Origin of the sequence: Hymenobacter sp. UYCo722 (assembly GCF_040547115.1) — a bacterium.
GTDB lineage: Bacteria > Bacteroidota > Bacteroidia > Cytophagales > Hymenobacteraceae > Hymenobacter.
Map to the genome: position 1 here is coordinate 59,794 of NZ_JBEPPC010000003.1, position 23,142 is coordinate 82,935.

The following is a 23,142-nucleotide window of genomic DNA, read 5'->3' on the forward strand; positions in this document are numbered from 1 at the left end:
AGGTACTACCAACCTCGCGTAGCGGACACGCTGAGGTAACAAGCCAACCCCGCAGACGGATAAGTAGCCGTAATGTTGTGCAAGCCGCGTATCTTGCTGGCAGGCCCGGCCCCGGTGCCTGCTTTCCCTGCCTTCCCACCCATGCAACCACTTGTTCTGACGCCTGCTGCCGCGCCCGCCGTGGCCATTTCCGCTCCCGCGCCCAACCCATTTCAGGTGCAGTTTGAGGCCCTGCGGCAACGGGCACCGCAGCTGCGCAACGCAGGCGTGCATGCGCGCCGGGCCCGGCTGGGCAAGCTCTCGGACTGGCTGCACGCCCACCGGACGGCTATTCAGCAGGCCTTGCTAACTGATTTCCGCAAGCCGACGGCCGAAACGGACCTCACCGAAATCTGGACTTCGCTGGTCGAGCTCAAGCACACCAGCAAGCACCTCAAAAAGTGGATGGCCCCACGCTCGGTGGGTGCAAGCATGGCCCTGCTGGGCACCCGCTCGTGGGTGCAGGTCGAGCCCAAGGGCGTGGTGCTGATTATTTCGCCCTGGAACTACCCGTTTTACCTGGCCGTGGGCCCGCTGATTTCAGCTATCGCGGCTGGCAACGCCGTGGTCATCAAGCCCGCCGAGCAAACGCCCGCCACCTCGTCATTGCTGCAGAAGCTGTGCGAAGACCTGTTCCGGCCCGACGAGGTGCTGCTGCTGCAGGGCGGCAAGGAAGTAGCCACCGACCTGCTGAAGCTGCCCTGGGACCATATTTTCTTCACCGGCAGCCCCGAGGTGGGCAAGATTGTGATGCGCGCCGCCGCCGAGCACCTCTGCGGCCTCACGCTGGAGCTGGGCGGCAAAAACCCCACCGTGGTGGATGAAACTGCCAACCTGCGCGACGCGGCCGAAAAAATCGTGTGGGGCAAGTTCCTCAACAACGGCCAGACCTGCGTGGCCCCCGACTACCTACTGGTGCAGGAAAGCGTGCAGCCGGCGCTGGTGCAGGAGCTGAAAGCCGCCATCGAGCGGGCCTACAACCCCGGCGGCGCGGGCATCGAAGCATCCGATTCGCTGGCCCGCATCGTGAACGAGCACCACTTTTCCCGTCTCGCCGGCCTGCTGGAGGATGCCCAGACCAAGGGGGCCACCGTGGCCGTGGGCGGCGTAGTCGATGCCAGCCAGAACTACATCGAGCCCACCATTCTCACCAACGTGCCCGCCGATGCCCGCGTGCTGGAAGAAGAAATCTTCGGCCCGCTGTTGCCCGTGCTCACCTACAAAAACCTGAGCGAAACCACTGCCTACGTCAATGCCCGGCTCAAGCCGCTGGCGCAGTACGTGTTCACGACCAACGCCGAAAACCGCCGCTATTTGCTCGATAACATCTCGGCCGGCGGCGCGGGCGTGAACGAAACGGTGCTGCACTTCGCCCACCCCGAGCTGCCCACCGGCGGCGTGGGCAATTCGGGCCTGGGCAAAGCCCACGGCCACGCGGGCTTCCTGGCTTTCAGCAATGAGAAAGGTGTGATGCGCCAGCGGGTGGGCTTTACCGGCATCAAGGCCATGTACCCGCCCTACACCGGCCGCGTGCAGAAGCTGGTGGGCCTGCTAGTGAAGTATTTGTAGCGTGGAGTTTGGAGGCAAAGTCGTCTGGATAACCGGGGCTTCGGCCGGTATCGGGGAGGCGCTGGCGCGGGAGCTGGCCCGGCAGGGTGCGCGGCTGGTGCTCTCGGCCCGCAACGAGGGTGAGCTGCGCCGCGTGGCCGCCGCCTGCGCCCCGGCCGAGACGCTGGTGCTGCCGCTGGATTTGGCCGCACCCGACACTTTTGAGGCCGCCGTCGCCGCCGTGCAGGCCCATTTTGGCCGGCTCGATGTACTCATCAACAACGGCGGTATCAGCCAGCGCAGCCTGGCTCTGGAAACCTCGCTGGCAGTGGACCGCCGCCTGATGGAAGTCGACTATTTTGGCCCCGTAGCCCTGAGTAAGGCCGTGCTGCCGGCAATGCTGGCCCAGGGCAGCGGCCGGCTGGTGGTCATCAGTAGCCTGGTGGGCAAGTTCGGCACGCCCTACCGGAGTGCCTATTCGGCCGCGAAGCACGCGCTACACGGCTTTTTCGACTCGCTGCGGGCCGAGCTGTACGGCAGCGGCGTGGGCATCAGCATCATCTGTCCGGGCTTTATCCGCACCGGCGTCTCGGTGAATGCCCTGACCGGCGACGGCCGCGCTCTGGGCGAAATGGACGAGGCTACCGCCGCCGGCTTGGCCCCGGCCGAGTTTGCCCGCCGGGCGGTGCGCGCCGTGGCGCAGGAGCGCGACGAAGTAGCCATTGGCGGCCGCGAAACCTGGGGCCTGCTGCTGAAACGGCTGGCTCCCGGCCTGTTTGCGCGGGTGCTGCGGCGGGCGCGGGTGCGGTAGGCGAGCGGAGTCACCGTTGTGGCAGCGCAGTAGCAGCAGGTTCCGCTCCGGTGTGCGGAAGTACGAATAGCCATGAGTGCCCGGCCTTCCCAAAACCTGCTGCTTATCGCGGCCGACGCGCATGAGGATACCAGCATTGCGTCGCTGGCGGTGGTAGAAGAAGCAACTAGCCCGCGCTGGTAGCGGCGGTCGCTACTGCGGGCCTCTGGCGGTTGCCAAGCGGTGGAAGGCCAGCGGGGCCGTGGCAAAAAGAAAAACTCCGAACAGCGCCTGGTAGCAGAGGTAGAGCGGCACCATGTTGGGCGCCGGCGGCCCCCAATAGCCGGCTAGGTAGGCGTAGGTATTCACGCAGATATCAGCCGTCATAATGGCCAGGCCCAGCCGGATACCCGCTTTTGGATGCCACCACAGCAGCAACACGGTTAGCGGGTCGAGTAGCGTCAGGGCATCCCAGAAAACCCCGATGCCCAACGGCACAGGAAACGCCAGAAACCCGCGCCGCATCAGCCCGACTACGTGCGTGTAGGTGCCGGCCAGAAAGCACACGGAGTAGATGCCGAATAATAGTCGAACGGAAGCCGGGTAAGTTGCAAAGCGGGCGGTAGGCATGAACAATAGCGGAGAGCGGCGCATCCGGTGCGCTCAGGCATACCGGGGGCGGCTCCCGAAAAGTACACATGCCCGGCGTGCTAAGAAGAAAATGCGGAGTCTGGCCGCCTTGGTTTGTGGGCGCTATTGCTTCTGCTGCATGTCGGCGGCAATTTTTTGCTGCACGCCTTTGGTTTGCAGCAGCTTGAACTTTTCGGGCCCAATCACCGTGCGCAGCTCTTTTTGCGAGCTGATATTGATGCGCTTGAGCTCGGCCATAAGCTGGGGCGACTGGGCGGGCAGTTTCTCCTTGGCCGCGTTCGATTCCTTAAGGGTGCCGTTGAGGACGCTGCGTACGCGGCCTGTCTGGTCGGGGCTGAGCTTGAGCTCGGTACTCATCACATCGGCCAGGTCGCGGGCGGCGGTGGGCGGCGCGGGCGAGCTTTCGGTGCGCACGGTTTCAACGACCGGGGCGGGCTTGTCGTGATGAAAAATGGAGCAGCTGGCCGTAGCCAGGCTAAACGTCAGCAGGGTGAGGAAGCGGGTGCAGTGCATGCGATGCAGAAATGTCGGTACTGCTAGCATTACGCAGAAAATGACCGGGTGGCCTGATTCATCGGCTGATACTGGCGGGCGCAGCGGCAAAAGCCTGAAGTACCCGCTACTTGAGCGGCGTAGCCGAAGGCGGCAACCGGCGCAGCTGCCGCTCAATCTTATTGCGCCGGTTGCGGAGCTTGCGCTGCTCGGTGGTGCTGGGCAAGAGGCTGTCGAGGCGGGCATTGGTGGCCTGCTCGATGCCCCGGTAGGCTTCGCGCCGGGCATCGCCCCGCAAGTGTCGGCGGGCCCCCTGGCGGGCGACTTGGCGGTGGGCCACGATAGCTACAAACCGGGCACGTCGGCCACTGCCCATACTGGTCAGAAACCCCCGGATGCCCCCGCCGCAATTGCCAAACAGCAGCACCGCCAGCAGCGGCAGCAACAGCAGATACGGGAACGGCGGGCGTTTCATGATGCGTCTCTACACCGTTACCGCCTGCTTTTCTACCGCCCGGCTGGCTTTCAGGCCCTGGGCCGTGAAGTGGGCCAGGGCCATGATGGTGAGCATGGGGTTCACGCCGCTGCACGCCGGAAAAGCCGAGCCGTCGGCCACGAAGAGGTTTTGTACCTCTACGGTTTCGCCGTTGAGCTTGAGCGGATGGGTGGCCGCGTCGCCGCCCATGCGACAGGTACTCATTTGGTGGGCGCTGTAGAGGCCGAACTGGTTGGGCTTCCAGCTCAGGTGCGGCAGCTGGTCGAGCAGGGCGGGGTTGGTAATCTGGCCATTTTCAACCTGCAGGGTGGGCAGCGTGCCGTGGGGCAGATAAATGGTGTGCGCCCCCGCCGCCGCGTGAATCTGGGCGGCGGCGCGCACGCCCTCCAGCATGTTGGCGCGGTCGAAATCCGACAGCACGTAGTCAATCAGCGGCGCACCGTTCTTGTCGATGCTCACGCGGCCACCCTCCCGGTCGCGGGTGAGGACGATGAACGAGCCCAGGTGGTCGGCGTCGCGCATCATCTCTTGGTGCTGTTTGCCCGAGCGCCAGGGCAGCACCATGCTCAGCAGGCCGGGGTGGGTGGGAGGCGTTTCGAGCTTGGCTCCGAAGTTGGTGCCGTGCAGCATCGTGTAGGTGTCGTTGACCACGCTCATGCTCGGGCCGTGCCAGGAGTTCATGGCCTGGGGGTAGCGGCCGGCCACAATCACGGTCGGGTGCAGGTGCAGGTGCTGGCCCAGGTGCGGGTGCTTCAGGCCCGAGCGCAGCAGCAGGGCCGGCGTCTGGATGGCCCCGCCGGCCACTACCACGCGCTTTGCTCTCACACTGATGCGGACCTCGCGGCCATCGGCGGTGCGGTGCACGGCCTCGGCGCCGGTGGCGCGGCCGCTGGCAATGGTCACGCGGTCGACCTTGGTATCGGCCAGAATGCGGGCCCCGTGCTCGAAGGCGGTGAGCAGGTAGGTGTTCAGCGTACCCTGCTTAATGCCGTGGGCGTCGCCCAGCGAGGAGTAGCCGAGGCTGCGGAAGTGCTCATCCGAATCGGAGAGGCCCTTTTCGTTGCGCGGAATCAGCTTCACTTCCTGGCCCAGCTTGGTCGAGCCGTCCCACAGGGCCTGATTTTGGCCGTTGTGGCGGGCGTAGTTGGTATTCACGCCGATGGTGCGGGCCACGGCGTTGATGCTTTCCTTGAATTCGAGGGTGGTGAAGTGGGAGGCCTGGTGCTCGCGGGCCCATTCCTGCAGCACGTAGTCGGGGGTGCGGAAGGCCCCGGCCCAGTTTACGGTGGTGCCGCCGCCCAGGCAGGACCCGGCCAGAATGCCGATGCTGCCATCCTGGGTGGCGAGGGTGCCTTTGGCATCGTAGAGCGTGCCGAGCATGTCGACTTCGCGCTGCGTGAAGTCGCAGCCGTGGCAGTAAGGGCCTTTTTCGATGACCAGCACATCGTAGCCAGCCTCGGCCAGCTCGCCGGCCACTACGCCGCCGCCCGCGCCCGAGCCGATTACCAGCACGTCGCACTCGTAAGTGGTATCGGCGTCGGGTTGCAGGGTGTGAATGGGCTTGGGCGTGTCCACGGGCCGGTCATCGGGGCCGGGGTAGCCGAGGTGGCCCCAGGCGGCGGGCAGTTCGGCCATGCTGCCACCATAGTAGAGCAGCGTGCACAGCTTGCGCAGCGCATGGAAGCCCTTGCGCAGCTGCGGTAGGTTGGACGACGCCCAGCTTTGCAGCAGCTGCTCGCGCTGCGTGGCGTCGAGCTTGCGGAAGGGTTTCAGGGGGCCGAACCACGTGAGGCCCAGCAGGGGCTTCTCCAGCAGGTCGAGCAGCTGGCAGAATTCCTTCTGCGCCCCCTCGGGCTGCTCGCGGATGGCGTCCTGCAATTTCTCCAGGTTGAGGCCAGCCGAGCCGGCCGGAATGCCCTCGGCGAGGGCGGGAACGAAGGTGTCGGCTAGGGCCTGGAGGACAGCGGAGCGGGCGGGATTGAGCGAGAACATGCGGCTGGAATTTTGGGTGGTAAAAGGTAGGGATTTTTCCGCAGAATGTTAGGCGTGCCGAGCATATTTAGGGTAGGAGGGTGTGGGGGAATCATCCGTCATGCCGCGCGCAGCTGAGGCATCTCGGCCGTGGTAGTGAATCAATCGTTGCAAAAGGATTAGTGCAGCACGCGAGATACCTCGGCTGCGCTCGGTATGACGGACGATTTCTGACCTTTGCTCTCACACCCGCCTACCCTCACATCCTCTTGCCCTAAAGTAATGTCCAACCTCATCCAAAGCCCCGAAACCCAACACCGCATCTACTTTCAGGACTGCGACATGCTGGGCCACCTCAACAATGCGCGCTACTTCGACTATTTCCTCAACGCCCGCGAAGACCACAGCACCACCCACTACAGCCTGAACATGGGCGAACTGGCCCGCGAGCAGCAGGCGGCCTGGGTCATCACCAAGCACCACATCAGCTACCTGAAGCCGGCAAGGCAAGGTACCGAAGTACGCATCTGCAGCCAGCTCATCCACTTCGACAATTCCCGCCTGGTGCTCGAAATGCAGATGCGCAGTGACGACGGTTTGCGCCTGCTGGCCCTGCTGTGGTCGGAAATGGCTTTCGTAAGTACGCCCGATGGCACCCGCACCGACCACTCCAACGCCCTGATGGACCTGCTCGACGAGCTGGACGTGGACGGCGTGAGCTACGACCCGGACGGGTTTGATGAGCGCGTGAAAGAGGTGCGCCAGCAACTGAAGAAGCAGCGACGGGAGGCCTGAGACGTTACCTCACGGGACCCCTATGGGGCATGACCCCCTCGCCGCAGGAGTGGGGATACCAGCATTGCTTCAAATGGTGGTTTTGTGCTAAGCGGGAAGAGCCCAGCGCATCACGCTGGGCTCTTCTGCACTTTAATACTGCTTCGAACACGTGCCCCCCTCTCCGCAGCAGAGGAAGTCATGCTCCATAGGGGCCCGTGAGGTGACCCAGGCGAACGTCAATTGAACACGTACCGCACGCCCACCTGCCCCTGCCAGCGCGAATTGATGGGGTCCGTCTGCCAGGGCGTGCTGGTGGGGTTGCGGAATTGAAACACCGGCTGGTTCTTGGCCGCGTCGATGCGGACGAAATCCATCAGGGCGTAGCCCGAGTTGTTGAGGTTGGGTACGAAGTATTGCAGGCCCCACTCGCGGTTGAGCAGGTTGCCGAGGTTGATGAAATCGAAGGAGACTTCAAGGCGTTGTGAGCCGGTTTTGGTGAGGGGCACCTTAGCGATGAGGCGCAGGTCGAGCTGCTGCGTCCAGGGGGTGCGGGCGGCGTTGCGCTCGGCATAGGTGCCGCGGCGGGTCGAGAGGTAGGCATCGTTGGCGACGTACTGGTCGAGCTGCGCGTACTGCTGGGCGGCGGTTACCAGCACCGCGCCCTGGGCGTTGGTGATGTCGGCCAGTTGGATTTGCGAGGCATCTGCGGGCACAAACACCAAGTCGTTTTTGGCCGAGCCGTCACGGTTCACATCGCCTTCGTACACGAAGGAGAAGGGGCTACCCGAGCGGGCAATGTAAATCAGGTTGGCGCTGAGGCTGAACTTGTCCTTCACCGGCACGGTATAGGCCAAATTTCCGATGAACTTGTGGCGCAGGTCGAAATTGGAGTAGGCCAGGCCGGGGTCGTTGGCTACCAGCGACTGGTTCCACTCGTAGTTGGCGGCTGGCGACACGCGCACGCCGTTCACCACGTCGCGGCTCACGCCGTAGCTGTAGCCCAGCGAGGCATCGAGCCGGTTGGGGATGCGCTTGGCCAGCGTGAAGGTGGCGTTGTAGTTATAGCCTTTCGAGGTGTTGCCCATCACGAATACGTTGGTGAAGAGCGGGTCGATTTTAGCCGCGTTGCCCGTAGTAGCGTAGTACGGCCGGTTATCAGCTCCCGCAAACGTGGCTTTGTTGTCTTTGAAATTGATGGACTGAAACAGCACGCCCGACACGACTTTCGACACCAGCCCTTCGGCCGTGAAGCTGAAATCGTAGGGCAGCTTCACATCCACGGCCAGCGACGACTTCCAGTCGCGCGGCAGCTTGAAGTTGTTATCAATCAGGTTCACTTCGGCCAGGCCGGGCTGCAGGCTTTGCAGGTTGGCGAGGTTCTCAGAAATAGGCAGCACGCTGCCGCTGGCGGGCTTGTAGTCGATATTATGGTAGGGGTCGCCCGACACGTAGTGTGCGTAGGCATACCACACAAACGGAATGCGGCCCGTGAACAAGCCCGTGCCGCCGCGCAGCTGCACGGTGTTGGCCTCGTTGAGGGTGTAGTTGAAGCTGGCGCGCGGATTAAACTGCGGCACGCCCCCAAATTTGTTCTGGTACTGGTCGAACTGCGGGTTTTTGGCCACTTCGGGGTTATTAGGCACCTTGTCGGGGTGCAGCTGCATGTCGATGCGCAGGCCCAGCTGTACGCTCAGGCGGTTGTTCACCTGGTAGTCGTCCTGGGCATAGGCGCTCAGCAGGAAGGCCCGGAAATCGGCCGATGGAATGCTGCGGTTGTAGTCCGGGTCGTTGTTCTGGATGTTGTACACGCCGCGCACCCGGTTGGGCTTGTCCTGCAAAAAGGCATCGACCGACGAGTACTGCCAGCGGCCATTAAAGGCCGTTAAGAAGCGGTACTTAATGCTGTTCAGTTCGTTGCTGGTGCCTAGCGTAATGGTGTGGCGGTTCCGGAAAATCGTCAGGTTATCCGTGATTTGTGTGGTGCTCAGGCCCGAGCCGTACACGGCGGCCTCGCGGTAGGTGCCGGCAAAAATCGAGGTCGAAGTATTGTAGTTGATTTCGAGGTGCGGGAAGATGCGGCCGTCGTAGGTGCGGTCTTCGGTCACAGTGTTCAGGCCCGCAATCAGCTGGTTCGATACGTGGTTGTTGAAAGTGCTCTTGAGCTCGGCCACCAGGCTGTTGGTGCGGCTGTTGTGCCGGAAACCCTGGTTGCCGAAGTTGAGGATGTTGGCCGAGCGTTCAAGGTTGTCAGCGTGGCCTACCACGAAGTTGTCGCGCAAACTCAGGCGGTGCTTGTCCGAGATGTTGTAGTCGAGGCGCAGCAGAAACTTGTCGCTGTTGCGCTGCACGTTGGCCGCGCCGTAGGTGCCGGGGTCGTAGCCGTATTGGTTTTTCAGCTTGTCGCTGATTTGCTTGGCTACCTCGATGGGCACCAGGGCACCGGGCTCGCCGGGGGCAAAGAGCACGGGCTCTTCGCGGCGCTGGTTTTCGTAGTTGGCGAAGTAAAACAGGCGGTTTTTGATAATGGCCCCGCCCAGGCTGGCGCCCGACTGAATGTCGTAATAGTTCTCAATCGGCTTGCGGTCGGCATCCACGCTGCGGCCGGTGATAATTTGGTTGCGGGCGAAGCTGTACACCGTGCCGGCCAGGCGGTTGGTACCGCTCTTGGTCACGGCGTTGATGTTAGCGCCCGTGAAGTTGCCCAGCGCCACGTTGAAGGGCGAAATCACAATCTGCATCTCATCGATGGCATCGATGGAAATGGGCTGGGTGCCCGCCAGCGCCCCCGGCGTACCCGAGGCAACTGTGCCACCCGCCCCGCTCGCCGGCTCCTGAAAGCCCAGCACGTCGTTGGTGGCCATGCCGTCGATGCTCAGGTTATTGAATCGGTAGTTGGTGCCGCCAAACGAGTTTTTGTTGCCTTGCGGCATCAGCTTCGTGAGGTCGCTCAGGCTGCGGTTCACCGTGGGCACCCCCTGAATGGCCTCGCGGCTGAGGTGGTAGCTCTGGCCGTTTTTGTCGGCCGCAAACGGGTCGCCCTTGCGGCCGGTTACGGCCACTTCGCCCAGTTCCGTGGATGACTCAACCAGCGCAAACGTCTGGCGTGTCACCTTGCCCAGGGGCAGGTTCAGGCCATCGCGGCTTTGGGTGGTATAGCCCACGTAGGTCACCTGCACCGAGTAAGGCCCGCCGGGTTTGAGGTTGTTCAGCAAAAACTTGCCGTCGGAGTCCGACTGGGTGCCGCTGCGCGTGCCCGTGGGCTCGTGCGTGAGCACCACTGTGGCCCCGGGAATGCCCTCACCCTTCTGGCTGGTCACGCTGCCCTCAAACACGCTGGTGGTGACCTGGGCGCGGGAGCAGAGCGGGAGGGAGAGGAGGAGGAATAGGAAGAGGTGTTTCACAAAAGAGTTGGAGTGGTGATGCTAGTTGATTTTGGAACGTCATGCTGAGCTTGTCGAAGCATCTCTACCGCTTCGTTGGACCGGTTGATTAGTTGTGCAGTAGAGATGCTTCGACTGCGCTCAGCATGACCGTTTTTGTTGGCTGTTCTGTGGTAAGGGACGATTAAACCCCAAGCGCCCGTATCCCCGCATAAACCCCCGCGCTCAGCAGCGCCGCCACCGGCAGCGTGAGCAACCACGAAAGCCCGATTTTGGCGATTTCCTTCGAGTTGGCCGTGCCATTCACCAGACCGATGCCGTAGATGCTGCCCACCGAAACGTGGGTCGTGGACACCGGCAGGCCGAACTTGCTGGCAAAAATCACCAGCGCGCTCGTCACCAGGTTGGCCGTGAATCCTTGGCCGTGGTTGAGTTTGGAAATCTTCTTGCTCATGGTATCGGCCACCTTGCGGGCGTTCAGCCAGCCGCCAATGGCCATGGCCACGGCCAGGATGAGCACGTTGACGGGCATCTGAAAGAACTTGCACACCAGCAGCAGGCCCAGCAGCTTGGGCGTGTCATTGAGGCCCCGGGCGAAACTCATGGCGGCGGCGCTAGCGTAGTGCAGGCCGTTGATGAGGGGCTGGAAATCGAGGCCCAGGAACCGGCCCTGGTAAAGGTTCTGGCACTCGGCGTTGGTGGCCACGCTGCCCTGCAAGGTGGGTAAGGCGGTGAAAGCCGTCGTGGGCGCGCTGGCCACTGGCACCCACGTTTCGCCCACGCACACGCAGCTTTTCTCGGTGATGCCCGCCGCCCGCCGGCCCTGCCGGAACAGCACGTACACGAGGCTGCCCAGGCCCACGGCCAGCACCGGCCCGGCCACCAGCGGCAGGAAAAACGTGCTGCCCAGCTTGGCAAAATTCACGGCCGGGCCCACTGCCACTAGCCCCGCGCCCACCAACGCGCCCACTAGCCCGTGGGTGGTGGACACTGGGAAGCCGTAGCGCGTGGCCAGCAGCACCGTGAGCGCGGCGCCCAGCGCCACCGCCAGCACAAAGGCCACCGACCCGATAATATCATCCGGCACCAAGCCCTTGCCCGAAAAGTTCTTAATCAGCTCCTCCGCGAAGAAATACGAGCACACCGAGCCGGCGAACGTGGCCACTGTAGCCAGCACCAGCGCCGGCCGATACGCCAGCGTGCCACTGCCCCAGAGTGTGGCCACGCCCTTGAAATTGTCGTTGGCCCCGTTGGAATACGTGAGCAGCAGCACCGCTAGGAAGAGGAGAAGTAGCAGCATAGAAACCGGCTTGGGTAGATATAAAAATTCCCGCCTTCGCGCTACGAAAACGGGAATTTCTGCCGAATCTACGATGGGCCGGGGCCGAATAGATTGGTAGTGTTACCAAATTGTTTTCTGGGGTCGGGCTGCCGAAGTAGTTGCACGCTCAGCTGCTACGCTCCCCTCGCAACGACCATTACCCTCCAAACACGTTGTCCTTCTCGTTGGCATCCATGAAAATCCCGCCGTCGAGCTTCACCGATTTCACCGCCTTTTTCACCGTGATAGTAGCTTGCTTCTGGTTGGCCTGCCACACGGCGGGCGACTGGTGCAGGGTTTCTTTGGTGCCGTCGGCGTACTCCACATTCACATCGAAGGGCACGGCGAAGCCGCCGATATTCTGCACCGTGATGGTGGGGCCGCTGGCCGTCACGGCCAGGTCGATGTAGTTGTTGGTGAAGAACCAGTTGTTGAAAAACCAATTCAAATCCTGGCCGCTGGCGCTGCTCATCGAGTTGAAATAATCCCACGGAATGGGGTGCTTGCCGTGCCAGCGGTCCATGTACTCGTGCAGGGCTTTCTTGAAGGTGGCATCGCCAAGCATGTCCTTCAAGGCAAAATAGCTGAGCGAGGGCTTGCCGTAGGCGTTGTTGCCGTAGCCGGCGCGCAGCTCGCTGCTGGGCGTGATGATGGGCAGGTCTTCGGCCGTGGCGGCGTCGTGAATCCAGCGGTTCACGCGAAACTGCTTGTAGAGCTTGTCGGCAGCCTCCACGCCGTTTTCGGTTCGGCCGATGAGCAGCTCGAACGTGGTGGCCCAGCCCTCGTCCATAAAGGCATAGCGGCTTTCGTTGATGCCCATGTAGAAGGGGAAGTAGGTGTGCGCGATTTCGTGGTCCTGCACGAACTCGGCGAACTTGGGGTCCTTCTGCGGGCTGTCGTTCACCATCATCGGGTATTCCATGTCGGCAAAGCCCTGGAAGGCCGTCATTTTAGGGAAGGGGTAAGCCACGCCGGGCCAGTTGGCGGGGTTCGAAAACCAGCCCAGCGCGTACTGCGCGTTCTTCACCGACTGCCGAAAATCGACCGTCGAATCGGCGTAGGCGGCCTGCACACTGGCGCGGCGCTTGGCCTTGGCATCGACGATGACGCTGGCGGCGTCCCACACGTAATGGTCGCTCAGGCCGAAGGTGACGTCCGAAATGTCTTTGGCGGTCCAGACCCAGGTGTTCATGGGCTGCTGGGCGGTGATGCTCTTCTTGGCCAAATCGGCGGCGGTGGCAATGTGCAGCACCGCGTCGCTGCTCATCGACTTATCCAGGCGCTTGGCGGCGGCGGGTTGCAGCACCTGTTTGGGGTTTTGCAGCGTGCCGGTGGCCCACACAAGGTAGTTGGCCGGGGCCTGCACGCGCAGGGTGTAATCGTTGAAATCGTTGTAGAACTCCTTGCTGTCGACGAAGGGCAGCCGGTCCCAGCCGGCGTAGTCGTCATACACCGCGATGCGGGGGTAGAAGTAGGCCAGGAAGAACGTGGTGGGGTCAATCATGCCCTCGCGGCCGCTTTCCACCGAAATGGGGAAGTGCCAGGCCACGGCGAATTTTACCGAATCGTGCGGTGCCAAGGCCTTGGGCAGGCGCACGCCCGCAATGGTGCCGGTGCCCTGAACGGGCCGCGTCTGGCCGGCCACCCGGAAGGTGTCAATCACGAGCCCGGTGGTGAGGTAGTCGGCCGAGGCATCGCCGTCGCGCGACACGCCGGGCCGATGAATATTTTGGATGAGGCGCAGTAGTACTTGCTTCAGCGTGTCGGGGCTGTTGTTGAAGTAGGTGATGGTTTCGCGGCCGCGAATGTCGCGGGCGGGCGGCGCGGCCTGCACCGTGATGTCGTAGCGGGCACGGTTCTGCCAGTAGTTGGGGCCGGGGCGGCCGTCGGGGCTGCGGGTGCCTTTGGCGAAGGCCGCTTTGATGTCGCGCGGTTGGTACAGCGGGGAGGTTTGGGCGGCGGCGGACCCGGCCAGGGCCGTGAGTAGCAGGAAGGGGAGTAGTCGTTTCAGTTTCATTGCGAAAACAGACGTGGGAGGAATGGGGGCGTTGCAAAGGTGCCGGGACAAAGATGGCGCGGCCAGCGCAACCTCACCCGGCCTCCGGTCAATAAGTTTCCTCGTTTGGCGGCAAGGTGTCCGGAAGCATCCGGGGCTGCCGGGTTTGCGCGTACTTTTCAGGTATAAAGCCCATTCATGCTCGTTCAGAATAATTCATTGGCTACCTGTTTCATGAAGCCGGCCTGGCTGCGCCGGTTGGCCCTGCTGCTGCTGGCCGGGCTAGCGGCGGCCGGCGCGGCGGCCCAGCCCGCCCCGGCCCGCGCCCATTCCGCCGCGCCCGATACCGTGACCCACGATGATGCCCACCGCCTCGAAGTGGCCTACACCACTCTAAGCAGTATTTCGGGCCAGGTGCGCAACGTGTTCGACTCGCGCGAAGTGGCCGAGGGACTGCCCGATATCGACGAAAACCTGCACGCCATCCGGCACAGCGTGGAGGAAACCGGGCAGGTGGTCGACATCAAGCAGCTGCAGATGTGCCAGCTCATGCTCGTGAACATGCAGGAGCAGTTGGCCGAGTGGCGCACGGCCCTGGGCGGGGCCCACGAAACCCTCGAAGGCATGCAGGCCCGGCTGGCTGGCCTGGCGCACCCGCCCCTGCGAGCTGTGGCGACCGATGCGGCGGCTCAGGCCTTGGTGCACGCCGACTCGGCCCTGCAGGTGCGGCAGCAGCGCATTGGCGGGCTGCTGGCCAAGCGGTTTGCGCGTACCCGGCAGCTGCAAACGCAAGTGGCCGCCAACTACATTCAGACCCTGGAATTGCAGGACGAGGTGGGCGACCAGCTGCGGCGCTTCGGGCGCGCCACCATCAAGGCCGCCTTTCCGCCGTTGTGGGCGGCGCGCGCCATTTCGCCGCCCCCGCTCGACCACGATGAGTTGGATGATGAGCGGTATAAGCAGGAAATTATCAGCTACTACTTCGTTCACAATTGGGACAACTGGGCCTTTATGCTGCTCATCGGGCTGGTGTTCTACGGCTGGGTCAGCTTCAACTACCGGCGGGTACAACAGCGGACGCTGGAGCTGGAGGAGGATTTTCGTTACCTGCGGCCGGGGCCGCTGGCGGCTACCGGCGTGGTGATGTTTAGCCTGGCCCCGGCCCTGGAGCTGCACCCGCCGCCCGTGTACCTGGCGCTGCTGCAGGCGCTGCTGCTGGTGGCCCTCACGGCGGTGTTTGCCCGCAGCTGGGCGCGGCCCCTGTTTCGGTACTGGCTGGTGCTGGTGGCGTTTGTGGTGGTGCTCACGCTCACCAATGCCAGCGCCGATAGTGGCCTGGGGGCGCGCTGGGGGCTGTTACTGCTCAACGGGCTGGCAGTCGGGCTGGGGGGGCTGCTGCTGTGGCGGCTGCGCGAAACCATGGCCCTGCTGCGCTTTCTCATCCCCGTTACGTGGCTGTTTATTGGGTTGAACCTGCTGGCGGTGGTCGGCAACGTGTTCGGGCGGCTGAGTCTGGCCAAGCTGTTCAGCACGGCGGCCATTTTCGGGCTCACGCAGGGCATCGGGCTGGCGGTGTTCGTCGAGTTGTTCACCGAGGCCTTTCACCTCCAGATGCTGGGCAGCCGCTCGGGCGAGGGCCGCGCCGCCAGCTTCGATTTCGACCAGATTGAGAAGCACCTGCTGCGCCTGCTGACCGGCGTGGCGGCGCTGCTGTGGCTGCTGGTGTTCACCTCCAATCTCAACGTGTACACCAGCCTCTACGCCGGGCTCGAGCAGGTGCTCACGGCCCCGCACACGCTGGGCAGCACGGTATTCACGCTCGGCAACATCGGGTTGTTCTTCTTCATTCTGTTTGTTTCGGCGCAGCTGCAGCGCTACATCGGCTACTTCTTTGGCGAGGTGGGCGAAGATGCCAACGCCGAGGCCCGGCACCGGGGCTCGTGGCTGGTGGCGCTGCGGCTGCTGCTGGTGGTGGTGGGCTTCGCGCTGGCCACGGCCGCCACGGGCCTGCCGCTCAGCAAAATTGCCATCGTGTTTGGGGCGCTCAGCGTGGGCATTGGCCTGGGCCTGCAGAGCATCGTGAACAACCTGGTATCGGGCATTATCCTGATTTTCGAGCGGCCGTTTCACGTCGGCGACTTCATTGAGGTGGCCGGCAAGTCGGGCCGGGTGCTCGACATCGGCATCCGCTCCAGTAAGCTGGCCTCACTCACGGGCTCCGAGATTATTCTGCCCAACGGCGATTTGCTCTCGCAGCACGTCATCAACTGGACGCGCACCAACGACCACATTCGCGTCGACCTCGTCCTCAAACTAGCCCCCGGCACCGACCTGCCCACCGACCTGCGAACGGCCCGCGAGCTGATTGAGGAGGAAATCAACGCCAGCCCCTACACCCTGCACAGCCTGCCGCCCGAAATCCTGCTCAGCAGCATCAACGGGCAGGTATACGAGCTGAAAGTGCTGTTCTGGATAACCAACATCCGGCAGGAGCAGCTCACCAAAAGCGAGATTCTGGCCGGCATTTACCGGCGCTTCACGGCACAGGGGCTGTTGTTGAGCTAGCTGCCCGGCGCGGGTGGGGTATCGGTGCCGGACTAAGCGTGGGTCCCGATGGCTACCAGCAGCCCGAGTAGCGCCAGCAGCGTGAGCCCCATCAGGCGCGGGAGCAGGGTGGAAGGAGTAGTGGAGCGGGTGCTAACGGACAAGGACATGGCGAAAGGGAATAAATAGCGGGTAGTAATCAAAGCTGTCTGATAAACGGCTAATTCGCAACTGAAACCGGCCATTGGCGGGCGGGCGTCGGCGAACGAGGCCTGCTAGTCGGCCATACGAAATGCGGCCGGGGTCTGGATGGTGGGGAAGGGGCCAAGGGGGGACAATTGAGAAGCCGGGGTGAGGCTTCGCGCCGTTGTGAACCATTAATGCGGACGGCTGCTGGGCCGGGGCCAGTTCCGACGGGCTGGCGCCTTCCTGGCCCAAAGCCTGCTGATGCCCTTCCGGAGTACCCGTCGGCCTGCATTCGTCCGCCAGCCTGGAGAGAATGAGGGTTGATTAATAACAAGATAAAATAATAATATATAAATTTATGATAAATTGATTGCCGCCCTGATGTGTGGCCGTAGCCGCAACAGCTGGCAGACTGCTCGCTGCAGCAGCGCAACCACTACCCGCACCACCAATTCCACGCCTGCCATGATTGCTGCTTTCCGATACTGCCCGCTGCTTATTGCCGGGCTATTATGGCTGGGGCCGGTGGTGGCCTGCGCCCAGGGCTCGCATACCGGGCAGCCGGCGGCCGATTCGGCAGGAGCCACCCCCAGGCGGCTGAAAATGAGTCCGGCCAGTAAGGTGGTGGTTGCTGCCAGCGTGCAGCAGCTAATTGCCAAAGCCCCGACCAACCCGCTGAACCGGCAGCATCCGCCCGCAAACCCGGTGGTGGTGCTGCCCGCCCAGAATAAGGCAAAGCTGCTGCGGAAAATAAAGACGGCCCTGACGGCCAATGGCTACGCGCTGGATGCCTACCGGCCCGATAGCCTGTCCTGCCGCGTCAGCAAGGCGACCGACGGGATGAGCAAGGACCGGTACCTACTGTGGCTGGAGCCGGCCACGAGCCTGGCCGTCGAAAGCGCCGCGATAAAGGTGTTCGTGCAATACGGCAGCTTTATGCATTTCTGGGGTACGCCGGCGGACCAGGAATCGCCGGCCCTAACCGGCGTCGGCGAGTACGATAAAAAAGTCAGGCAGCTAAAATCAGTGCTCGACACCATGCCCCGATAACGGCCCCGCCACCGAATTCTTTCACCCCGCAAACCCGTCATATTATGGATAGTTCGAGAATCCAGGGTCTTTTGGCCCTGCTGGTGGTTGGCAGCTTTTTACTGATTATGGGCATTCTTTCCCTGTATCCGGTGCTGACGAAGGCCGGCGTCGACCCGGGTACTTACATGCCATTTTACGAAAAGATTGTCAGCTCCCAGAGTGGAATCGTGGGAGTCATTATTGGGTACTATTTCAGCCGGGCCGTGGAGGCCAAAAAAACCACCCCGCCCGCCGACAAGAGCCTGGATGCCAGCCCGGGCCCGGAAAAGCAGGGGTGAGGTTCCAGCGCAAGGGCCGGCCGGCCGATGCCGCTGCACCTACCGTAACGGACGCTCGGCTGCTGCCGGAAAGTGCATTTCCCGCGCGTACATTGCCGCGAATGAATGTGAAACGCCTGTTGGGCTGCAGCCTGCTGCTGTTGCTGAGCGCCTGCCAGCGACCCGATGATGTGGTGGTCGGCATCAAAGGCCGGCAGTACCACCGCACGCCGGCCGAAATGGCCCGGGGCAAGCTCACCCCTCAGCTGCGCGATGCCGACTACCAGCTGGCCCCCGACCTGGCCATGCTCAGCGCCATCGTGTACTCGGGCGCACTGGCCCCCGGCCACCGGCCCGACTACCGGCAGGATACCGTGAAATATGCCGTGGAGCGCCGCGAGCTGGCCAAACGCGGCTGGCGGCCATTCGCCGTCGACTATCCGCTGGCTCCGGCGAAGGGCAAGCTGATGGCGGGCGGGCTGGTCTACGACGTGTGGGTGCGCACGCCGGCCAATGCGCCGCCGCTGGCGGTATTGGTGTTCCGGGGTACCAACTACCTGGAATTTGCCGACTGGGTGGCCAACACGCGCCCGCTCACCAACAACCCCTGGCTCTGGGACCAGTACGAACAGGCCCGGGCCCTCGCGCCGGCCGTGGTGGCCCAACTTGACGCGGCCTACGGCGGGCGGGTGCGGATTTTCGCGGCCGGCCACTCGCTGGGCGGCGGGCTGGCCCAGCACGCGGCGCTGGTATGCCCGCGCATCACTAAGGTATTTGCCTTCAACTCCTCGCCCCTGACGGGCTACTTCGACCTGACGCTCGAAGAGCGGCGGCGGTCCAACCTGCGCCGCACCTACCTCGTGTACGAGAGCTACGAGGTGCTCACGCTGTTTCGCGCCGTGCCAGTGTATCTCAACCGCTTCGCTAAAAACGCGGATATGGTGGTGGTGCGCTACAATTTTGCCACCGGGCTGGAAGCGCCCTCGCCGTTTCGGCAGCACGCGATGCAGCGGCTGGTGGCGGGGCTGAACGGGGTGAGGTGAGCAAGGACCCGCTGAGCCGCCCGGCGCTGTGGCCCCCGGGCCCGTATAACAGGCCCGAACCCATTCCATCTACTTTTATGAAACCAACCAACCAAAAGCCCCGCCCGCGGGTGCTCGTGACGGGCGGCACCGGCAAACTGGGCAAAGTATGCGTGGCCGATTTGCAGGCCCACGGCTACGATGTATTCGTGGTCGACACCGTGCCGGCCGACGAAAGCGTGTCCCACATGGTGGCCGACCTGGCCGATTTTGGCCAGGCGCTCGATGCGCTCTCGTCGGTGGGCGAGCACATTTACGCGGGCGTGGCTCCGCAGGCATTTGATGCCGTGGTGCACCTGGCGGCCATTCCCACCCCGCGCATCGCTCCCGATGCCCACATCTTCCAAAACAACATCATGAGCACTTACAACGTGTTCGAGGCGGCGCGGCGGCTGGGCATCCGCAACGTTATCTGGGCCAGCAGCGAAACCACGCTGGGCGAGCCCTTCGACGAAGCCGCCCCCTACGCGCCCGTGGACGAGGACTACCCGCTGCGCGCCAAAAGTGCCTACGCCCTGGCCAAGGTGCTGATGGAGGACATGGCCCGCCAATTCTGCTACCAGACCCCGGATATGAAGCTCGTGGGGCTGCGCTTCAGCAACGTGATGGAGCCCGCCGACTACGCCAAATTCCCGGCCTACGACGACGACCCCCAGGAGCGCAAGTGGAACATGTGGGCCTACATCGACGCCCGCGATGGGGCCCAGGCCATTCGCAAAGCCGTGGAGTGGGAGGCCACTGGCATGCACGCCTTCATCATCGCCAACGCCGATACCGTGATGTCGAAATCCTCGACGGAACTGATGGCCAAGGTTTTCCCGGGTGTGGAAGTGCGCAAGAAGCTGGGTAAGCACGAAACGCTGCTCTCCATCGAAAAAGCCCGCCGTGAACTGGGATACGAGCCCGAATACAGCTGGCGCGAGGCGAAAGCCAAAGCCCCGGCCAAAGCCAAAAAAGCCTAGTCGCCGGGCCGTCCGGGTCGGGCCCGGGCGGCGGTGGGAGCGGGGCCGCCAACTGGCTGCGCTACGGCTCTGCTTATCGCGGAGGCGGTTTGGAAAGCCCGAATTTTATCCAACCTGTGGCTTTTTCAGGCGTAAACCAAAGTAGCCGGGCATTCTTCCGGCTACACAACTCTCACTTCCTAACGTACTATGAGCATCTTCAGCAGCGACAAACTCAAGGGTAAAAAAATTGCCATCATCGCCACCGACGGCTTCGAGCAGGCCGAGCTCGACGAACCCAAAAAATACCTCGAAGGCGAGGGGGCCGAAACCCACGTCATTTCCCTCAAAAGCGGCTCCATCAAGGGCTGGGACGGCCCCAAAAAGGACTGGGGCAGCAAGGTCAATGTCGACAAAGTCATCACCGACGCCCGGCCGGCCGACTACGACGCCCTGGTGCTGCCCGGCGGCCAGATGAACCCCGATATTCTGCGCACCAACAAGGACGTGGTTGCCTTCGTAAAGGAGTTTGCCGGTTCGGGCAAAGTGGTCGCTGCCATCTGCCACGGGCCCTGGACGCTGATTGAGGCCGACGTAGTACGCGGCAAGCGCGTAACCAGCTGGCCCAGCCTGCAAACCGACCTGCGCAATGCCGGCGCGCACTGGGAAGACTCGGAAGTAGTAACTGACCACGGCTTCATCACCAGCCGTAAGCCGGAGGATATTCCGGCCTTCAACAGGAAGATTGTGGAAGAAATGCTGGAGCCCCAGCACGGCGGGCATAACTAAGCAGCACTCTGCAGGCAGGACCAGGTAAGGCCAGCTTGATACAAAAAAGAACGTCATGCCCGGCGCAACCGGGGCATGACGTTCTTTTTTTATCCAATAAAGCCCGACGGCAGTCCACGGTGCCTCCTTGCCTTTTTCACCCAACCTGCTGCCGAGGCCCGGCTTGGGTGTTACTTCTGGTTTTTCAGCCAGCCGTAAATATTGTCCATCGCCTCGGGCGAGAGCGGTGCTTCGAAGCTCGCTATCTCCTTCGTTATTTGCAGGGCGTGGTTGAGGCCGGGCAGCCGTAGCTCGGTTATGCGCGGGTTGTCACGCAGGCCTTTCTTCAGCAGGCTCAGGTTGGCTGTAGCGTTCACTTCCGGGTCGTTGTCGCCCTGCAGCAGCAACACTGGGCAATGCACCTGCGGCAAGGTCAGCAGGGGGTCGAACGACAGGTAGCTGCGGTAGGCGGGCGTGGTGAGGGTCTGGACGCTGGCTTGTACGTCGGCCGAGGCAATAGCCGGGTAGCGCTGGCGCAGCATATTGCTGAGGATGGCCTGAGCCTGCGCATTGTCGGGTGTCTGACGCACGATTTCGAGCATGGCGCGCTGGTGCTTCACGCGGGCTTCCTGGTCGCGGCGCTGCTGAGCCTTCAGGCGCAGGTGCTGCTGGTCGAGGTAGGTTTGCACCTGGGCAGAATTTGAGCCGTGGGCGCGCAGGCTGGCGGCTTCGGTTTGAGCGGCGGTTTCGGCCAGCCGATAGCCGTGCTGCTGGTGCGCTTCCAGGGTGTCAGTGCCCAGCACCTTGCCATACATCACGGGCTGGTTGGCCAGCAGCTCGCGGCCGGTGAGGCCCGCGGCGGCTACGGCTATCACAAACGTGGGTGCTAGCGGCTGCGAAGCGGCCAGAAGGGCCACGTTGGCTCCTTCGCCGTGCCCAATCATACCCAGCCGCGTCACATCAACCTGGGGTTGGGTACGCAGGTAATTGAGGGCGGCGATGGCGTCGGCGGCGCGCTCGGCCAGCGTGGTGGTCGAGGCCGAGCCTCCCGAGCCGCCGTTGCCGCGCTCGTGCAGGCGCAGCACAATCACGCCCTGGCCCACGAGGCGGTCGGCGATAGTAGTCAATAGCTGGTTATCGGGCGAGAGCGGGTTGTGCTCATCGGTGCCGCGCTCAGAAAGCAGCACGGCCGCCGCAAAAGGACCCTTGCCGGTGGGCAGGCGCATCAGCCCGCTCAGGCGCACGCCGCCGGCCGATGAAGTCAGCTGCACTACCTCGACGCGGTCGAGGGGGCGGGCCAGGGCAGCGGGCACCCGTAGGATGCTGCAAACAATCAACAGAACGATTAAGAGGCGCATAAGCAGGAGCAGCGGCCCGGCTCGCTCACCAGAAGGCTGGTAAGTCGTTGGTGGCTGGATGCGAAGCAAAGCTCCGGCGCTGCCCGTGCGGATACCCTGATTTACGCCGAACAGCTGTATTTCGTCGCCTTACGTCCACTTTATCCAAACGAACGAAAATGGCTTTTTCTCAAAATGGGCATTTTGTCCCGTAGTGGGAATTAATTGCTCATCTCAGTGAAAGCGGCCAACCCGCCGCCATCCTGTGCAGCAGTATCCACATGCCCCCATCAAACAGTAGCAAAAAGCCGCCCTGCACCCACAGCGCGCGGCCGTAGCCCAACAGGCGCTCGGGGCGGGCCTGGGTGGGCCACGCGGCCCGGGCCCGCAGGTAGCTGCCAGCCAGCACGTACAGCACATCCAGCCCCGCGTTCACCGCAAACAACGTTTCGTAGAAGTGCTGGTCACGCAATAGCGCGCTCGCGTCGAGGCCCGCCGGCGGGCTGAAATGCAGCCGTAGGATGCCCCAGGCGGCCAGCCCGGCATTCACCAGGTTCCACAGCACGTTCAGGCTGTGGAAGTAGTAAGTTTCGTGGCGGCGGTCGGCCCGAGCCAGGCGCGAGCCGCTGCCAATCAGGTTCAGCAGCACCCAGGCGGCAAGCAGGGTCAGGCCCCGGCCCAGCAGCACTTCGCGGCGCATAAACAGGGCCGCCACGGCGGCGGCGGGTAGGGCTAGCACCATGCGCTACTTGCGAAAGCCAATGCCCAGGTACACCTGAAACGTTTGGTTGTGAATGTTGCCGTCGGTACCAGCGCCGCTCAGCGTTACCGGCGCGCCCTGGTACCGCACAACTGTACCCTCCTGATAGATATTGCCCAGGCCCAACTCGTAGCGCACGCCCAGACGCCCCAGGCCCAGGCGGGCTTCCACGCCGCCCACCGCGCCATAGTCGAGGCTGTTGTAGCCATTGGCCTTCAGGTCGAGGTTCTGGTCGCCCTGCAACACCTTGGTCAGAATGCCCACCTGCGGGCCAAAATGAAAACTCAGGGTTTCGGTGAAATTGCCCACGAACAGAATGGGCAGCTGCACATAATCGAGGCGCGTATCGAAAGCCTGGTAGGCCCCGGGGCCGGTTGTGGCGCTGGCATCGGTGTGGTAGCCCTTGCGGCTGTACAGCAGCTCTACCTGCAGCGAGGCGAAGTTGGTGAAGCCAAACTGGCCATACGCGCCCGCATTGAAGGCCGCCAACGAGTTGGCATTTGGGAAAAGGGCAACATTGCTGCCTCTTAGATTCGACACGTTGTAGCCGCCCTTGATGCCAAAGCCCGTATTGCGCGACTCGGTGCCGGTAGCGCCATTGTCGTAGTCTTTCGACGTGAGGCCGCCCTGCGCCCGGGCTTCGAGGCCAGTGGCCAGCGCCAGGGCAGAGAGAAGAAATATATTTTTCATAGGAGTAAGCAGGTGCCGCCCAGC

19 protein-coding genes are annotated in these 23,142 nt (G+C 63.0%); 9 read left to right on the forward strand and 10 right to left on the reverse strand.

The features are described from left to right. Positions 1 to 141: 141 nt before the first annotated feature. Positions 142 to 1,608, forward strand: coding sequence for an aldehyde dehydrogenase family protein (locus ABIB44_RS09855; protein WP_354584486.1), 1,467 nt, complete (start codon positions 142 to 144; stop codon positions 1,606 to 1,608). Between the two features lies 1 nt (position 1,609). After that, the gene (locus ABIB44_RS09860) at positions 1,610 to 2,398 is read left to right on the forward strand and encodes an SDR family oxidoreductase (RefSeq protein ID WP_354584487.1); all 789 of its coding nucleotides are present in this window, start codon (positions 1,610 to 1,612) and stop codon (positions 2,396 to 2,398) included. A 192-nt stretch (positions 2,399 to 2,590) separates the two neighbouring features. On the opposite strand, the gene ABIB44_RS09865 is transcribed toward ABIB44_RS09860, so the two are convergent. From ABIB44_RS09865 to ABIB44_RS09880, 4 genes are all read right to left on the reverse strand, one after another. Further along, on the reverse strand, positions 2,591 to 3,007 hold the full coding sequence (locus tag ABIB44_RS09865; RefSeq protein WP_354584488.1) for a hypothetical protein: 417 nt from the start codon (positions 3,005 to 3,007) through the stop codon (positions 2,591 to 2,593). A 123-nt stretch (positions 3,008 to 3,130) separates the two neighbouring features. After that, entirely contained in the window at positions 3,131 to 3,541 is a 411-nt protein-coding gene (locus tag ABIB44_RS09870) for a hypothetical protein (protein ID WP_354584489.1), read from the reverse strand. A 106-nt stretch (positions 3,542 to 3,647) separates the two neighbouring features. Beyond that, the gene (locus ABIB44_RS09875) at positions 3,648 to 3,995 is read right to left on the reverse strand and encodes a hypothetical protein (RefSeq protein ID WP_354584490.1); all 348 of its coding nucleotides are present in this window, start codon (positions 3,993 to 3,995) and stop codon (positions 3,648 to 3,650) included. Between the two features lie 9 nt (positions 3,996 to 4,004). After that, complete coding sequence (locus tag ABIB44_RS09880; RefSeq protein ID WP_354584491.1) at positions 4,005 to 6,008, reverse strand: FAD-dependent oxidoreductase; 2,004 nt, start codon at positions 6,006 to 6,008, stop codon at positions 4,005 to 4,007. Between the two features lie 261 nt (positions 6,009 to 6,269). Between ABIB44_RS09880 and ABIB44_RS09885 the strand changes: the two genes are divergently transcribed. After that, the gene (locus ABIB44_RS09885; protein ID WP_354584492.1) at positions 6,270 to 6,782 is read left to right on the forward strand and encodes an acyl-CoA thioesterase; all 513 of its coding nucleotides are present in this window, start codon (positions 6,270 to 6,272) and stop codon (positions 6,780 to 6,782) included. Positions 6,783 to 7,000: 218 nt separating this feature from the next. Here ABIB44_RS09885 and ABIB44_RS09890 read toward each other — a convergent pair whose 3' ends face one another. The 3 genes from ABIB44_RS09890 to ABIB44_RS09900 form a co-directional block, all read right to left on the reverse strand. After that, on the reverse strand, positions 7,001 to 10,165 hold the full coding sequence (locus tag ABIB44_RS09890) for a TonB-dependent receptor (RefSeq protein ID WP_354584493.1): 3,165 nt from the start codon (positions 10,163 to 10,165) through the stop codon (positions 7,001 to 7,003). Between the two features lie 163 nt (positions 10,166 to 10,328). After that, positions 10,329 to 11,444: an inorganic phosphate transporter gene (locus ABIB44_RS09895; RefSeq protein WP_354584494.1), complete on the reverse strand. Its 1,116-nt coding sequence runs from the start codon at positions 11,442 to 11,444 to the stop codon at positions 10,329 to 10,331. Between the two features lie 178 nt (positions 11,445 to 11,622). Continuing rightward, positions 11,623 to 13,482: a M1 family metallopeptidase gene (locus tag ABIB44_RS09900; RefSeq protein WP_354584495.1), complete on the reverse strand. Its 1,860-nt coding sequence runs from the start codon at positions 13,480 to 13,482 to the stop codon at positions 11,623 to 11,625. Positions 13,483 to 13,695: 213 nt separating this feature from the next. Between ABIB44_RS09900 and ABIB44_RS09905 the strand changes: the two genes are divergently transcribed. The 6 genes from ABIB44_RS09905 (at position 13,696) to ABIB44_RS09930 (ending at position 20,352) form a co-directional block, all read left to right on the forward strand. Further along, the gene (locus ABIB44_RS09905) at positions 13,696 to 16,026 is read left to right on the forward strand and encodes a mechanosensitive ion channel family protein (RefSeq protein ID WP_354584496.1); all 2,331 of its coding nucleotides are present in this window, start codon (positions 13,696 to 13,698) and stop codon (positions 16,024 to 16,026) included. Between the two features lie 630 nt (positions 16,027 to 16,656). After that, entirely contained in the window at positions 16,657 to 17,241 is a 585-nt protein-coding gene (locus tag ABIB44_RS09910; protein ID WP_354584497.1) for a hypothetical protein, read from the forward strand. 107 nt (positions 17,242 to 17,348) lie between these two features. Beyond that, on the forward strand, positions 17,349 to 17,561 hold the full coding sequence (locus ABIB44_RS09915) for a hypothetical protein (RefSeq protein WP_354584498.1): 213 nt from the start codon (positions 17,349 to 17,351) through the stop codon (positions 17,559 to 17,561). A 107-nt stretch (positions 17,562 to 17,668) separates the two neighbouring features. Next, entirely contained in the window at positions 17,669 to 18,583 is a 915-nt protein-coding gene (locus tag ABIB44_RS09920) for a Tle-like phospholipase domain-containing protein (RefSeq protein ID WP_354584499.1), read from the forward strand. A gap of 77 nt (positions 18,584 to 18,660) precedes the next feature. Then, positions 18,661 to 19,584: an NAD-dependent epimerase/dehydratase family protein gene (locus tag ABIB44_RS09925; RefSeq protein WP_354584500.1), complete on the forward strand. Its 924-nt coding sequence runs from the start codon at positions 18,661 to 18,663 to the stop codon at positions 19,582 to 19,584. A 189-nt stretch (positions 19,585 to 19,773) separates the two neighbouring features. Beyond that, positions 19,774 to 20,352 carry a type 1 glutamine amidotransferase domain-containing protein gene (locus tag ABIB44_RS09930; protein ID WP_354584501.1) on the forward strand — a complete coding sequence of 193 codons (579 nt, stop codon included), beginning with the start codon at positions 19,774 to 19,776 and terminating at the stop codon, positions 20,350 to 20,352. A gap of 170 nt (positions 20,353 to 20,522) precedes the next feature. Here ABIB44_RS09930 and ABIB44_RS09935 read toward each other — a convergent pair whose 3' ends face one another. From ABIB44_RS09935 to ABIB44_RS09945, 3 genes are all read right to left on the reverse strand, one after another. Next, complete coding sequence (locus tag ABIB44_RS09935; protein WP_354584502.1) at positions 20,523 to 21,689, reverse strand: CocE/NonD family hydrolase; 1,167 nt, start codon at positions 21,687 to 21,689, stop codon at positions 20,523 to 20,525. A 208-nt stretch (positions 21,690 to 21,897) separates the two neighbouring features. Next, positions 21,898 to 22,410: a DUF6992 family protein gene (locus ABIB44_RS09940; RefSeq protein ID WP_354584503.1), complete on the reverse strand. Its 513-nt coding sequence runs from the start codon at positions 22,408 to 22,410 to the stop codon at positions 21,898 to 21,900. Positions 22,411 to 22,413: 3 nt separating this feature from the next. Continuing rightward, on the reverse strand, positions 22,414 to 23,118 hold the full coding sequence (locus tag ABIB44_RS09945) for a porin family protein (protein WP_354584504.1): 705 nt from the start codon (positions 23,116 to 23,118) through the stop codon (positions 22,414 to 22,416). Positions 23,119 to 23,142 lie beyond the last annotated feature (24 nt).

What these genes read in the sequence shown, in the direction of transcription:
- ABIB44_RS09940 (WP_354584503.1), bottom strand. Translation starts at nt 22,410, where the DNA reads ATGGTGCTAGCCCTACCCGCCGCCGCCGTGGCGGCCCTGTTTATGCGC.
- ABIB44_RS09900 (WP_354584495.1), bottom strand. Translation starts at nt 13,482, where the DNA reads ATGAAACTGAAACGACTACTCCCCTTCCTGCTACTCACGGCCCTGGCC.
- ABIB44_RS09910 (WP_354584497.1), top strand. Translation starts at nt 16,657, where the DNA reads ATGATTGCTGCTTTCCGATACTGCCCGCTGCTTATTGCCGGGCTATTA.
- ABIB44_RS09880 (WP_354584491.1), bottom strand. Translation starts at nt 6,008, where the DNA reads ATGTTCTCGCTCAATCCCGCCCGCTCCGCTGTCCTCCAGGCCCTAGCC.
- ABIB44_RS09945 (WP_354584504.1), bottom strand. Translation starts at nt 23,118, where the DNA reads ATGAAAAATATATTTCTTCTCTCTGCCCTGGCGCTGGCCACTGGCCTC.
- ABIB44_RS09870 (WP_354584489.1), bottom strand. Translation starts at nt 3,541, where the DNA reads ATGCACTGCACCCGCTTCCTCACCCTGCTGACGTTTAGCCTGGCTACG.
- ABIB44_RS09885 (WP_354584492.1), top strand. Translation starts at nt 6,270, where the DNA reads ATGTCCAACCTCATCCAAAGCCCCGAAACCCAACACCGCATCTACTTT.
- ABIB44_RS09875 (WP_354584490.1), bottom strand. Translation starts at nt 3,995, where the DNA reads ATGAAACGCCCGCCGTTCCCGTATCTGCTGTTGCTGCCGCTGCTGGCG.
- ABIB44_RS09865 (WP_354584488.1), bottom strand. Translation starts at nt 3,007, where the DNA reads ATGCCTACCGCCCGCTTTGCAACTTACCCGGCTTCCGTTCGACTATTA.
- ABIB44_RS09895 (WP_354584494.1), bottom strand. Translation starts at nt 11,444, where the DNA reads ATGCTGCTACTTCTCCTCTTCCTAGCGGTGCTGCTGCTCACGTATTCC.
- ABIB44_RS09905 (WP_354584496.1), top strand. Translation starts at nt 13,696, where the DNA reads ATGAAGCCGGCCTGGCTGCGCCGGTTGGCCCTGCTGCTGCTGGCCGGG.
- ABIB44_RS09935 (WP_354584502.1), bottom strand. Translation starts at nt 21,689, where the DNA reads ATGCGCCTCTTAATCGTTCTGTTGATTGTTTGCAGCATCCTACGGGTG.
- ABIB44_RS09855 (WP_354584486.1), top strand. Translation starts at nt 142, where the DNA reads ATGCAACCACTTGTTCTGACGCCTGCTGCCGCGCCCGCCGTGGCCATT.
- ABIB44_RS09930 (WP_354584501.1), top strand. Translation starts at nt 19,774, where the DNA reads ATGAGCATCTTCAGCAGCGACAAACTCAAGGGTAAAAAAATTGCCATC.
- ABIB44_RS09915 (WP_354584498.1), top strand. Translation starts at nt 17,349, where the DNA reads ATGGGCATTCTTTCCCTGTATCCGGTGCTGACGAAGGCCGGCGTCGAC.
- ABIB44_RS09925 (WP_354584500.1), top strand. Translation starts at nt 18,661, where the DNA reads ATGAAACCAACCAACCAAAAGCCCCGCCCGCGGGTGCTCGTGACGGGC.